The organism is Pseudidiomarina planktonica, from assembly GCF_900177775.1.
Classification (GTDB): Bacteria; Pseudomonadota; Gammaproteobacteria; order Enterobacterales; family Alteromonadaceae; genus Pseudidiomarina; species Pseudidiomarina planktonica.
The window spans coordinates 824,935-838,323 of sequence record NZ_FXWH01000001.1 but is presented as its reverse complement, the minus strand read 5'-3'; the positions used below and the strand labels follow the sequence as shown (position 1 = coordinate 838,323).

The 13,389-nt window shown below is 48.5% G+C and carries 13 protein-coding genes; 1 reads left to right on the top strand and 12 read right to left on the bottom strand.

Annotated elements, in window-relative coordinates; all coding sequences use genetic code 11:
- Nucleotides 1–2: 2 nt before the first annotated feature.
- From nqrF to CCE91_RS03885, 9 genes are all read right to left on the bottom strand, one after another.
- On the bottom strand, nucleotides 3–1,229 hold the full coding sequence (gene nqrF / locus CCE91_RS03925) for an NADH:ubiquinone reductase (Na(+)-transporting) subunit F (RefSeq protein ID WP_086434820.1): 1,227 nt from the start codon (nucleotides 1,227–1,229) through the stop codon (nucleotides 3–5).
- A gap of 55 nt (nucleotides 1,230–1,284) precedes the next feature.
- On the bottom strand, nucleotides 1,285–1,893 hold the full coding sequence (gene nqrE / locus CCE91_RS03920) for an NADH:ubiquinone reductase (Na(+)-transporting) subunit E (RefSeq protein WP_086433943.1): 609 nt from the start codon (nucleotides 1,891–1,893) through the stop codon (nucleotides 1,285–1,287).
- A gap of 9 nt (nucleotides 1,894–1,902) precedes the next feature.
- Entirely contained in the window at nucleotides 1,903–2,535 is a 633-nt protein-coding gene (locus CCE91_RS03915; RefSeq protein WP_086433942.1) for an NADH:ubiquinone reductase (Na(+)-transporting) subunit D, read from the bottom strand.
- Nucleotides 2,528–3,316 (bottom strand): Na(+)-translocating NADH-quinone reductase subunit C, encoded by a 789-nt coding sequence (locus tag CCE91_RS03910; RefSeq protein WP_086433941.1) that lies wholly within the window; start codon nucleotides 3,314–3,316, stop codon nucleotides 2,528–2,530. Before CCE91_RS03910 ends, CCE91_RS03915 begins: the two co-directional genes overlap by 8 nt.
- Nucleotides 3,309–4,511 (bottom strand): NADH:ubiquinone reductase (Na(+)-transporting) subunit B, encoded by a 1,203-nt coding sequence (locus CCE91_RS03905; RefSeq protein WP_086433940.1) that lies wholly within the window; start codon nucleotides 4,509–4,511, stop codon nucleotides 3,309–3,311. The genes CCE91_RS03910 and CCE91_RS03905 overlap by 8 nt, the downstream gene beginning before the upstream one ends.
- A 2-nt stretch (nucleotides 4,512–4,513) precedes the next feature.
- Nucleotides 4,514–5,854 (bottom strand): Na(+)-translocating NADH-quinone reductase subunit A, encoded by a 1,341-nt coding sequence (locus CCE91_RS03900; protein ID WP_086433939.1) that lies wholly within the window; start codon nucleotides 5,852–5,854, stop codon nucleotides 4,514–4,516.
- Between the two features lie 205 nt (nucleotides 5,855–6,059).
- Nucleotides 6,060–7,238 carry an enoyl-ACP reductase FabV gene (gene fabV / locus CCE91_RS03895; RefSeq protein ID WP_086433938.1) on the bottom strand — a complete coding sequence of 393 codons (1,179 nt, stop codon included), beginning with the start codon at nucleotides 7,236–7,238 and terminating at the stop codon, nucleotides 6,060–6,062.
- Nucleotides 7,239–7,333: 95 nt separating this feature from the next.
- Entirely contained in the window at nucleotides 7,334–7,657 is a 324-nt protein-coding gene (bolA, locus tag CCE91_RS03890) for a transcriptional regulator BolA (protein WP_086433937.1), read from the bottom strand.
- A gap of 117 nt (nucleotides 7,658–7,774) precedes the next feature.
- The gene (locus CCE91_RS03885) at nucleotides 7,775–8,281 is read right to left on the bottom strand and encodes a hypothetical protein (protein ID WP_086433936.1); all 507 of its coding nucleotides are present in this window, start codon (nucleotides 8,279–8,281) and stop codon (nucleotides 7,775–7,777) included.
- A 177-nt stretch (nucleotides 8,282–8,458) separates the two neighbouring features.
- On the opposite strand from CCE91_RS03885, the gene CCE91_RS03880 reads away from it, so the two are divergent.
- Nucleotides 8,459–9,892, top strand: coding sequence for a capsule assembly Wzi family protein (locus tag CCE91_RS03880; protein WP_086433935.1), 1,434 nt, complete (start codon nucleotides 8,459–8,461; stop codon nucleotides 9,890–9,892).
- Between the two features lie 17 nt (nucleotides 9,893–9,909).
- Here CCE91_RS03880 and CCE91_RS03875 read toward each other — a convergent pair whose 3' ends face one another.
- The 3 genes from CCE91_RS03875 to CCE91_RS03865 are packed head-to-tail and all read right to left on the bottom strand — an operon-like array spanning nucleotide 9,910 to nucleotide 13,316.
- Complete coding sequence (locus CCE91_RS03875; protein ID WP_086433934.1) at nucleotides 9,910–10,425, bottom strand: PqiC family protein; 516 nt, start codon at nucleotides 10,423–10,425, stop codon at nucleotides 9,910–9,912.
- Between the two features lies 1 nt (nucleotide 10,426).
- On the bottom strand, nucleotides 10,427–12,061 hold the full coding sequence (gene pqiB, locus CCE91_RS03870) for an intermembrane transport protein PqiB (RefSeq protein WP_086433933.1): 1,635 nt from the start codon (nucleotides 12,059–12,061) through the stop codon (nucleotides 10,427–10,429).
- A complete protein-coding gene (locus CCE91_RS03865) occupies nucleotides 12,054–13,316 on the bottom strand; it encodes a paraquat-inducible protein A (RefSeq protein WP_086433932.1) in 1,263 nt (420 codons plus the stop codon). The genes pqiB and CCE91_RS03865 overlap by 8 nt, the downstream gene beginning before the upstream one ends.
- Nucleotides 13,317–13,389 lie beyond the last annotated feature (73 nt).

The window sequence follows — 13,389 nt, the reverse complement described above, 5'->3', positions numbered from 1 at the left end:
CGTTAGCCTCCAAAGTCATCAAGCATAATATTCTCTTCTTCCACACCAAGTTCGTGCAGCATATTGATAACCGCGGCGTTCATTACCGGCGGTCCACACATGTAGAACTCACAATCTTCCGGCGCTTCGTGGTCTTTCAGATAACGCTCGTACAACACATTGTGAATAAAGCCTGTGTCGCCTTCCCAGTTATCTTCTGGTTGCGGATCAGAAAGCGCTACGTGCCAGTCGAAGTTGTCATTTTCACGCGCTAGCATGTCAAAATCTTCAACGTAGAACATTTCTTTCTTCGAACGCGCACCGTACCAGAATGAAATTTTACGGTCGGTTTTAATACGACGCAGTTGGTCGAAAATGTGCGAACGCATTGGCGCCATCCCAGCACCACCACCAACGAAAATCATTTCAGCTTCGGTTTCTTTCGCGAAGAACTCACCGAAAGGACCTGAAATAGTTACTTTATCGCCTTCTTTTAAGCTAAACATGTATGACGACATTTTACCTGCTGGCAGGCTCAAGTTATTTGGTGGCGGAGTAGCTATCCGAACGTTCAGCATAATAATGCCTTTCTCTTCCGGATAGTTGGCCATTGAATAAGCGCGAACCACTTCTTCGTCTACTTTTGATTCAACATCAAAGAAACCAAAACGTTCCCAGTCACCGCGGAAGCGCTCTGCAACGTCAAAGTCGCGATACTTCACGTGGTGTGGTGGCGCTTCAATCTGAATGAAGCCACCGGCACGGAAAGGTACATCTTCGCCTTCCGGTAGTTGCACCACAAACTCTTTAATGAAGGTTGCCACGTTGTCATTCGACTTCACGGTGCAATCCCACTTACGAATACCGAATACCTCTTCTGGTAATTCGATTTTCATGTTTTGCTTCACGTTCACCTGACAAGATAGACGCGTGCCTTCGCGCGCTTCTTTCTTATTAATGTGGTCTTTTTCGGTAGGCAGAATGTCACCGCCACCCTCTTTCACTCTGACCGTACACTGGCCACATGAACCACCACCACCACAAGCTGAAGAAACAAATATTCCAGCGTTGGCTAGTGCACCAAGCAGTTTAGTGCCTGGCTGAGTAATAATTTTCTTGTCTTCATCATTGTTAATCAGAATTTCGACATCACCGCTTGGTACCAGTTTTGATTTCGCCGCCATAATAATGGCAACCAATACCAGTACGATTACAGTAAACATGCCTACGCCGAGAGCGATCTGAATGATCTCTTGCTGTTGCATCGACTGTACCTCTAGTTATCCCGTTCGACCAATTCGGAGCTTAAAGTGATACGCCAGAAAATGACATAAAGCCCAAACCAATAAGACCTACCGCCATAAAAGTTGCGCCTAAGCCGCGCAAACCATCGGGTACATCTGCATACTTTAATTTCTCACGCACCGCAGCCAAAGCAACAATGGCAAGCGCCCAGCCCACACCACTGCCGATGCCGTATACAACACTTTCAGCAAAGGTATAGTTACGCTCAACCATGAAGGCAACGCCACCGAAAATAGCGCAGTTCACGGTAATTAGCGGTAAGAAAATACCTAGTGCGTTGTATAGAGCTGGTACATATTTATCCAGAGTCATCTCCAGAATTTGCACCAATGCTGCAATCACACCGATAAAGGTCAAGAATCGCAAAAAGCTCAAGTCTGCATCAGGAAAACCGGCCCACTCTAGTGCGCCAGGAGCCAAAATACCGTGATAGATAATATTGTTCACTGGTACCGAAATACCCAATACCACAATAACGGCAACGCCCAGACCAAAAGCTGTGCTAACTTTTTTCGATACTGCTAAAAACGTACACATACCCAAGAAGAAGGTTAGTGCCAGGTTCTCTACAAATACCGATTTAATAAATAAGCTGATATATGCTTCCATGACGTTCCCCTACTCCTTCGGTTCGACTTGTTCAGGACGGAAGGTACGCAGTACCCAAATAATCCCGCCGATAATAAAGAAGGCGCTTGGTGGCAATACCAACAGACCGACCGGCTGATACCAGCCACCTTCAGACACTACTGGTAAAATTTGCGTACCAAACAGGCTACCTGAGCCGAATAGTTCACGAATAAAGCCAACTACCAACAACACGAAGGAATAACCTAAACCGTTACCAAGGCCGTCTAAGAACGACATGAACGGCGGGCTCTTCATTGCGTAAGCTTCAGCACGACCCATAACGATACAGTTGGTAATAATCAGTGCCACGAAAACCGAAATTTCCTTGGCCACACTGTATGCATAAGCGCGTAAAACCTGATCTACCACAATTACCAAGCTGGCAATAATGGTCATTTGCACAATAATCCGCACACTCGATGGAATATGGTTACGAATAATTGAGATAAATAAGTTTGAAAATGCCACCACGAAGGTAAGTGCAATACACATTACCAGGGTGTTTTCCATTTTCGACGTTACCGCCAGTGCCGAACAAATACCTAGTATTTGCAGCGCAATTGGGTTGTTCGCGAAAATCGGTCCAAACAGAACCTCTTTCATCTCTTTTGAGCTAGCCATTGTTCAGCTCTCCTTTGCGAATTTTATCCAACATGGGGCCATAAGCCTTGTCGCTGAACCAATATTGGATCAGGTTCTCAACGCCATTGCTGGTCAAGGTTGCACCCGATAAAGCATCAATATCATGCGCTTCGTCAGTAGCATTCTTGGTTACGTCAATTTGCACTTGCTCAAGCTGGTCACCGTAAACTTTCTTACCTTCCCAGTTTGCTGCCCAACGTGGATTTTGAATTTCACCACCTAAGCCCGGAGTTTCGCTGTGCTCGTAGAAGTTAATGCCACGTATAGTATTCAGGTCGCTATCCAGCGCCAGCAAGCCATACATAGTACCCCACAAGCCGTAGCCGCGAATGTGCACTACCAGAGTTTGCAGTTCACCTTGTTCGTTGTTGATGAAATAAACTTGTGCGACATCTTCGCGACGACCAATACCAGCAATGTCTTCAGACTTTGACAAATTAGTGCTCAAATCTGGATCTTGTGCTGCCATGCGCGGGCTGTACTGAGTGGCATTTTTACCATCAGCAGTTTCCGGCGTGGCGAAATCGTTCAAGTTAACCAGACGCGTTGCTACACGCTGCTCGAAGATTTCAACAACATCCATGCCTGGCTCTAAAATACCGGCGGCATCCAAAACGTTACGCTGCATATCAAGTGCGGCATTCTTTTGCTGCAGTGGCTTTAAGCCAACCGCTGCACCGGCCACAATGACAGAGCACACTAAACACAGGGCAACAACGACAAATACCGTTTTACCCAAAGATTCGTTCTTTTTAGACATTGCGCGCCAACCTCCGCTTCACATTCGCCTGAACCACAAAGTAATCAAATAATGGCGCAAACACGTTCGCAAACAGAATCGCCAACATGATTCCTTCCGGATAAGCTGGGTTAATTACGCGAATCAGTACAGTCATTAAACCAATCAGGATGCCGTATGCCCATTTACCACGGTTGGTAAACGAAGCCGACACCGGGTCGGTTGCCATAAACATCATACCGAAAGCAAAACCACCAACCACTAAGTGCCAGTACCACGGCATCGCAAACATAGGGTTAGTTTCGCTGCCAATCAGGTTCAATAAACCTGAGAACAACAGCATGCCGATAAACACACCGGCAACAATACGCCAGGAAGCAATACGGAAATAAATCAGTGCTAAACCACCAATTAAGATCATCAGGGTAGATACTTCACCCATAGAACCTTGGATGTTACCTAAGAACGCATCCCACCAAGCGGCAGTGTTGCTGTAATCAAGTTCGCCCAGAGCTGACTGACCCAGGTAAGTTGCACCCGAGAAACCGTCAACTGCAGTCCATACCGCATCACCAGAAATTGCGGCTGGGTAAGCAAAGTACAGGAATGCCCGGCCGGTTAAGGCAGGGTTTAAGAAGTTACGGCCAGTACCACCAAAGATTTCTTTACCAATAACAACACCGAAGGTGATACCTAAGGCAGCCTGCCACAGTGGCAAGGTTGGCGGTAAAATAAGTGCGAACAGCACGGAGGTAACAAAGAAGCCTTCGTTTACTTCGTGTTTACGAATGGACGCAAACAGGACTTCCCAGAAGCCACCGACAAAGAACACCACGGCGTAAATAGGGAAGAAGAAACAGGCACCGTACCACATTTTGGTAAGCCAACCGGAATCCGCAGTTAACTGCGCACCTATAAGTTCAAATAAACCCACCTGCCAGACATCAGATAACTGATAGCCTTCAGCCAGTGCCATCGCGGCCTGGTTACCAATGTTGTACATACCCCAGAACATAGCTGGGAAGGTCATTAACCAAACGAAAATCATGATACGTTTCAAGTCAATATTGTCACGTACATGGGTGCCGGTTTTAGTCACATGACCTGGCGTATATAAAATAGTGGCAACGGCTTCATAAAGCGCATACCACTTTTCATATTTACCGCCTTTTTCAAAGTTCGGCTCGATTTGCTCGATGTAATTTTTTAAGCTCATGATTAGCCCTCTTTCTCGATCGTGCTGAGCACGTTACGCAGGACCGGGCCATATTCGTACTTACCAGGACATACATAAGTACACAGAGCCAAATCTTCTTCATCCAGCTCTAAACAGCCTAATTTTTGCGCGCCTTCAGTGTCACCAGACAACATATCGCGTAACAACATGGTTGGCAGAATATCCAGTGGCATAATCCGCTCGTAGTTTCCAATTGGAACCATTGCGCGGCTTGAGCCATTGGTAGAGGTAGTCATATCAAATTCTTTCTTCGGCGCTAAATGACCGGCGTAAGCACGCGTAATTGAGTGCTGATTCATGCCCGGTAAAATCCAGCCAAACAGAATTTTTTCGTGGCCTTCACGCAATACGCTAACCTGGTTATGGAAGCGACCTAACCAAGCATGGTCTTCGTCAGCCGTAGTACCGTTCAGAATTGAACCTGAAATAACGCGTAAATCGCCATCAGTTAGCTCGCCTGCTGTTAGGTCGGTTAAGCTGGCGCCCATTTGGGTGCGCAGCAAACGCGGCTGACTAACGCCAGGACCGGCCAAAGCAACAACTCGATCAGTGAACAGCTCACCTGTGGTAAATAATTTACCGTAGGCAATCACGTCCTGATAACCAATGTGCCACACTGGCTTCTTCACGCTAACCGGTTGCAAGAAGTGAATATGGGTTCCAACCAGACCTGCTGGATGAGGACCACTGAAGCTCTCAACTTGCACGTCAGCATCGCCAGTATCAACTTCAGCATCGGCGGCTTTAGTCACAAACACCTTACCGTCAGTTAAGCGTTTCAGTACTTTCAGGCCATCAATGAAGGCTTGTGACTGTTCCTTAACTATTAAGGTAGGGTCGGCGGCTAATGGATTGGTGTCCATTACGCTCACGAAAATAGCGGTCGGCTCAGCATCAAGTGCAGGCGAACGGCTGAAAGGACGGGTGCGAAGTGCTGGCCATTGGCCTGACTCCACCAGTATCTCTTTCACTTTGTCGCGTTCAATGCTGTCTAGCTTGCTGCTGTCAAAAGAGTCGAAGGTAACTTTATCAGTGCCGTCTACTTCAATAACAACAGCCTGTAAAACTCGCTTCGCGCCGCGTAAAACGTCTTTCACTTTACCGGCAGCCGGAGCTGTAAATTTAACACCAGGATTTTTCTTATCTTCAAAAATCAACTGGCCTTTCTTTACTACGTCATCGACTTTAACGTGCATCGTCGGACGCATGCCCACATACTCTTCGCCCAAAACGGCTACTGTTTTCGCAGCTTTGCCGTCTTCGATAGTTTGTTGGGGAGCTCCCTTGATGGGGATATCCAGACCTTTCTTTATCGTAATCATACGCGTTTGCACTACTCGTTAAGGAAGATTAATCACTTCCAGTCGCTGGACTGAAAACCTGAGAAATCATTAGGTTACCGCGAACATTATTGCGAAATTCGCGACACTCAAATTTTGATGTTTCACCTAGGGCGGGGATTTTAGCATTTTTCCCTGTAGGGATGCCACACACTACAGGGAAATTAATCACATTTTCTCTGTGGGATTACCAGTTTACGACAGGATCAACATCGGCATCGTAATCCACCCCGTTCAGGCCGAAACCAAACAGGCGCAAAAAGTCTTTATGATACTCTTCGTAGTCGGCCAACTCGTGGAAGTTTTCCTGCGTGACCTGGTCCCATAACGCCTCTACCCGCGCCTGAGTTTGCTCATTGGTTTCGTGGCCGTCCATATGCAAGCGACCGCCGTCATCCAACGTTGGATTACTTGCATACAAGCCTTCGGTAAACAAGCGGTACGCCTGCTCAATACAGCCTTCATGAGTACCTTCTTGCTTCATCACGCCGTAAATTAGCGAAATATACAACGGCATTACAGGTATAGCTGAACTGGCCTGAGTTACCAGCGCTTTTAACGATGACACATATGCTTTCAGATTCACGTCTTGATAGTTCTCACGCAGTGCAGTGGCAGCGCGATCCAAGTCTTCCTTCGCACGGCCAATAGTAGCGTGACCGTAAATTGGCCAGGTCAGTTTTTTACCGATGTAAGTGTAAGCAGTGGTCTGGCAATTGTCAGCTAATACACCAGCTTCATGCAGTGCCTTCAACCATAATTCCCAGTCTTCACCGCCCATTACTTTTACGGTATTGGCAATTTCTTCGTCGTTGGCTGGTTCAAGCGTAATGTCATGCACCAGATCTTTATCAGTATCGTAGGTTTTGGTGGTATAAGCTTTACCAACTGGCTTTAAGGTAGAGCTATAAACCTCACCGGTTTCCGGGTCTTTACGTTTTGGTGAGGCCAGGCTGTAAACCACCAAATCAATGGATCCCATATTGGCTTTTATACGCTCAATAACTTCAGCCTTGCACTCATTAGAGAAGGCATCACCGTTAATGGTATCGGCATACAAACCAGCTGCTTTTGCTTCAGTATGAAACGCCGCCGTGTTATACCAACCGGCGGTACCGGTTTTACGTTCGGTAGGCTCTTTTTCAAAACACACACCCAAAGTGCTGGCGCCAGCACCAAAGGCTGCGGTAATACGTGACGCTAAGCCGTAGCCGGTGGAAGAACCTATAACTAAAACATTCTTGGGGCCCGGGCTTACCTTCGGTTGAGACTTTACGAATTCAATTTGTTGTTTAACGTTTTCAGCACAGCCAACCGGATGCGCGTTAGTGCAAATAAAGCCTCTGATTTTTGGTTTTATAACCATGTTGTTATCCCTGCTTTTGATTCAGAATTTTATAACGAGTAATACTAGTGTACCTGAGTGCTTAGCAGCAACACATCTGAGTTCCTGACCAAAACTCAACGGCGCTCTCTCTTGCTACCACCCATACATGGCGGTGACATAGGCGCACCATTAAATAAGTCTTTCCATTCTTCTTCGGTATAAGTGTGTAGCGCCAGCGCATGAATATGATTTAACAGCTCATCGGCCAGTACTTTGTTCACCGCGCGATGGCGGTTTAATAAGCGTTCTCCGGTAAACTTCTGGCTTACCAAAACCACTTTAAAATGCGACTCCGCACCTGCTCCGCTACTGTGCATGTGGCTTTCGTTTACCACTTCCAAATGGCTAGGCGTAAAAGCATCCACCAGCTTATCTTCTATTTGTAAATAAATAGACATTTCGTTCCCTCCCCAGGCAACTTAGCTCATACAATAATAGTAGCTACCCACCTGGTTTGGCATAAAACCCATGCACCACTGTGCTAAGTTTTTGCCATGACTCATTATTTAGTTCGGTTAAGCGATGCCCTTTACGGCTACGTAACACAGTCGGCTGTCTCTATTTAAACTAGCGATGGCGGCAAACAGACTGCGCTGCTTCGCACCTTCAGGTGACACTAACCGATACAACTGCGAACTCACCGTGCCGGACTCCTGCCAGAGCATTACGTCGTGCTCGGCGAACAGCCGCTGCAAGGCTTCCAGGCCTTCTGCCCGGTAATCCGGAAACGCAGTAATTTCGCCGCTTAAACGCCATAGCCGCAACTCAGCGCTGTCAGCTAACAAAGCTTCATTGGTACGGTTGCGACAAAAACTTAACTGAATACTCTCACGAGACAATTGCCACTGCTGGTTCGGTAGTATCTGTAAGTCCAGTTCTGCCACGCGATTTTCCGCGCCTGCAGCAACACTGCTTTCCGAGCTCTGCTGCGGCGAACACCCGAGTAATAACAACGCTGTCATTGCTGCGCTAACTGCCGGCACCAACCGGGAATGAATAACTGAGCAAGTAATTTGAGCCACCTTATGTGCCTTTTAGTTTGCTATTTGCGAAGCTGATTATAGCCGCTATGGTAGCGCACAAAGCGTAAGGAATACATGTATCTGCCGTAATTCCCATTCGCAATACTGCCATTTATTCTGAGTTCTGATATTCTTGCGCAACACTGACTAAGGATTGTTCATAGTGACCCAATTTTCATGAAAGCGCTTTTTATTGTTACCTGTATTTGTTTATCGCTGTTAAGTAGCATTCGCGTCGCTCAGGCATCACCGTGGCTGGAAGCCCACGATCCCTACTTGCGTCAAAGCCTGCTAACTCTGGCCAATGCAGGCCTGGTCAGTGTGCCGGTGAATACCTACCCGCTGCCATGGAAAACCATCATGGCGGATTTAGCTGAAATAAATGCCAACAATCTGCCGGAGTCACTGCAGTTTGCACTATCGCACGTGCGTCATTCCCTGCATCAGGCCCGCCATGGTGCGCAAACCTCAATCATGGTGCAGGGTCACAGTGAAAAACTCACCTTAGCTGGCTTCGGCGAGCAGCACCACGAGCGCGCCAAGGTAAGCGTGAAACGCCAGTTCATTGGTCGCAACTGGGCCGCCCGCTTACAGGTAAATCACCGCAATCGTCCGGTTGATAATAGCAATCCGACTTCGCTTGACGGCAGTTATGCGGCGTTATTACTGGGCGACTGGATTTTCAGCGTAGACGCTTTACCACTGTGGTGGGGGCCGGGTCAGGACAGTACTCTGGTGATGTCTACGCACGCTCGCCCGATAGAAAAGCTGCAGCTTTCCCGCTACCAAAGCGAACCCGCGTCAACCCCAGTTCTATCCTGGTTAGGGCCGGTTAGCTTCACTACGTTTATTGGTCAGCTTGACCCCGGTCGTGGCGACGCTGATGACAGTTTATTGTGGGGTACGCGTATTACCAGTCGGCCGTTACCCGCGTTGGAACTAGGTGTTAGCCACAGTAGCCAAATGAATGGCTCACGCGTGGACCGTACCGATGGCGACTTAGTCAGTATTGATGATAACCATTTACTCGGCTTTGATTTCCGATACAGCTTAATGAGCGATTATGGTAACGGGGCAATTTACGCTGAAGTAGCCAACGACACTGCCAGTAACTGGCTGTCCGACAGCGCCTGGTTAGCAGGTATGGAATGGCATCAGGGCTCGGCCAACAGCATGTCCACCTGGTATGTGGAAGCAACCGACACTGAAGCTAAGTGCAGCGATAGCTCCTCGCGCAGTGGTAACTGCTTTTACGAACACCAGGACTTTTTTAATGGTTATCGCCACCACGGCCAGGCCATTGGCAGTATGTTTGATACCGACACGCGAGCCGTTACGCTGGGCTACCGCTGGTTCGACAACACCGGTTTAGGCTGGCACTTCAAGCTGCGGAGTATTCAATTTAATATGGATAACAGCCAGCCCGATAACGGTGGTCACCCGTTCTTTGATGATGCCACCGACCGGCAACAAATTGATGTTGGCCACCGCCGTGGCTTTATGGGCGGGTTATTGGAAATTACCGTACAAAGCTGGCGCGATCGCCAGCTTGGTGGTGATTGGCAGGATACTGAATTTGGTGGCTATTTGCGTTGGGAATGGCGCTTCTAACCAGCTGATGAAATAACTTACAGCTGCGCTTTTTGCTCCTCGAGCACCTGTTGCCAAGCCTTACTAAGTGCATGCACTAATGCCGCATAGCCGTCTGCTGCGAGCACTTTCTGCTGCTCAAACACCCGCGTTTGCCGATTCCCGTTAGCGTCTAACCACTGCCAGTAACCGGCTACCCGCGCCTGATTATCAAGCGTCCCAAAGAAGTCCTGCATAACCAGAGCGCCGTCGTTGGCACACAACCACTGTCTGAGTTTTTGATCCTGTAGCAGCGTTTGTACCAGTTGCTCGCGCAACGGCACCGCCCACTTATGTTCATGCGCCTGATGCCAGTTTACCGCACTAGTTTGTAATACCAGCCCATCGCCATTTAGCAAACGTCCCACCCGAACGTCCGGGAACCCCTGCTCACAAGGCAATGCGACTTCGCCATCGGCCAGTCCGGTTAATTGATAGTTACTGCGTTCCAAAGGAGCACTCGCACAACCACCTATGAGTAGGGCTAAACCCAAAATACCTGCGGCTTGTTTCATCTTAATTCCCCTTCTTCGGTTGTGGATCGGCTACCGGAGCGCGGTCGAAAATCAACGCATTCGGTTGGCGGTTGAGCGTTTCGGCCAATGGCCTTAAATCGCGCAGAACCTCATTTAATTGCTGCAAACTGTCCTGCAATTGTTGATAAGCCGGCGTGTTCTGATCAAAACCGTTTAGCGTTTTGTTAATGCTCGACAGGGTCTCTGTAAGGGCTGCTGGCAACGCCTGTGTATTCTCGTTGGCTAACAGCGAATCCAGGCGGGCATTGGTTTGTTGTAATTGCTCGAATAAGGCGCTGGAATCGGCCAGAGCAGTATTCAATTTAGTGCCAATAGACTCCATTGGAATACTATTAAAGCTATCCAGTAACCGTGATACCTTCTGCTCCAGTTGCGCCAAACCGCTAGATACGCTTGGCATAACAGGGATACCGTTAAGTTCCGCTAGCTCAATTGCTGGCATTTCGTTCTCATAAAAAGCCAAGTCAACATACAGCGAATTGGTTAATAAGTTATTGGCTTTTAAGCTTGCTCGCATGCCTTCATCAAACAGCCCCTGTAAGCGATCCTTCCAACCTTCCAAATCGGTATTGCTAACCAAGCCTTCCAGCCGATCCGGCTCAAATCGAATTTTGATGGGAATGAGTTTTAACGGCAACGCAGTGTCGTCTTCCGGATAAAATTTAAAAGGCGCAGCAGCCACAGTACCAACGCGCACACCGCGATACTCAACCGCAGCTCCCGGAGCCAGACCGCGAATGGAGTCATCAAATAACAATACGTACTCTATAGCGCGGGCATAACCTTGCTGAATAGCGTCTTCGCGTTCACTAAATAACCTAAACTCAGTTTCTGCGGCTACTTTGTCACCACGCGGTTGGTCGCGCGGCACATCGAAGGTGACCCCACCCGACAGCAACGTCTCCAGCGAACCTAAATCGAATTTCACACCTTCCGCGCCAACCTGCACTGACACCCCGGAGTACATCCAGAATCTGGTATTCTCGGTCACTAACACATCGTACGGCGCTTCAATGAATAGCTGATAACTTGCCAGCCGTTGTTCGGGGTCGAATTCTGCTTCTTCCACCTGCCCTACCGGAAACCCCCGAAAAGTAACCATTTCACCCACACCCAGTGAACCCGCTACATCGCTGATTAAGGTAATGCGCAATCCCTGTGTGTCGGATGAGGTTAGTGGCGGTTGTTCCAGCGCCACAAAATTTGTTTCGCGTTGCTCAGCAGTACCTGGTTCCACTTGTATGTAGGCGCCGGACAACAAAGTACCAAGTCCGCTAATGCCGTCACGGGCAATACGCGGTTTCACCACCCAAAACTGGGTATCTTTACGCAATAGGGGTTCAGCGGCTGAATTCATTTGGATAGTCACAATGGCCGAGCTAAAGTCGTCAGAAAGGCGCAAGGAATCTACCCGCCCAATTTCCACATCGCGAGCTTTGACCAGTGTTTTACCCGCTTCAATACCTTCAGCTGAGGTTATTTCCAGCTGCACTTCAGGGCCCTTTCCTGCTTCGCTTTGATACACCATCCAAAAGCCCACTACGGCAGCAATAATAGGAATAAGCCACACTGGCGATAACCAGGATTGCTTAGAAACCTTGGCCTTGTTATTCATCCTTACGCAACTCCTTACTCCACCATAATTGGCGTGTATCAAAACTAAAAGCGGCCAGCATTGTGAGTATCACCACGCCAGCAAAAGCAGCAGCCGCAGGGCCGGGGTAAACTGACATTAAAGCGCCAGCCTGAATCAGAGCAACCAGAATCGCGACCACAAACACATCGATCATCGACCAGCGTCCAATCACATCAGTCACGCGGTACAACAACATCGGCGAACTTTTATCGTGACTCAGCCGGGCGTTATTCGAACGCTGCACCAGCCATAGCAACGCAATTATTTTGGCTATAGGAATAACAATACTGGCACAAAAAATAATGACCGCAACCGGTTGCGACCCTATTTGCCACAACTCAATAACCCCACCGACTATGGTTGATGGCATAGCACCACTTAAATCAACCGTGGTCATTATGGGCAGTAACATAGCCGGTATGTACAGAATAATTGCGCCGGTTAACAATGCCAGCGTGCGCGTTTGCGCGTATTTGTACCAAATGAACAACGGCGAACCACAACGCCTGCAATGACCGCTATGATCACTGTGATTAACGGCATCGCATAAAGTGCAGCCAATTAAATTTTGTGGTGCAGCACTGGCGCCTATGGTCACTTTTTGCGGCTTTGGCGACGATTCGCCCACCAGCGCAAACCACAACCAGTCACGGTCAATGCAACGCCCGGTATGAATAACCAACAGGGCAAAAGCACCATATGCCCAGAAACCAACCTCAAACTCAATTTCAGCCAGCGATGACACTTTAACCAAACTCACCAGGGCGCCAATTAAAAACACATCCGCCATCAGCCAGGGTTGTACCAAACTCACCCATTTCAACATCAATTGCTGGGCCGGCCACTTGCCACCTAACACAACTGTAAGATGCAGGTAAATCAAGCCAATGAGATAGCACCCCGGCAACACCACCATAGTTAAAGTTAGCACTATCGCCAGCCAGGCTTCGCCCCGGCCGAGCATAGCTAACACAGTGTCGGTTAGCGAAATGGTCTCGCCAATACCTCGCGTACTAAAACTAACAAAGTCGAAATACAGTGCCACCGCCAACATCATTAATGCGGCCAGAGCCCAGGCTGTTACGCGCTGCACTGGTTGCCGCTGACGCCGTGCCAGCGTGTGCTGACAGCGAGGACAGGAGGCCTGCGTTCCGGCGGGCAATGGCGGTAATGCAACCACCAAATCGCATTCGGAACAAATACGCATGCGTCTTATTGAATGGAACTGCGTCATGACCTTGGTTCAGCCTAATGTGCTAGCGGTTTAGGTTATCTATTAATAATTCTACTTGTACTCAGTCACTATA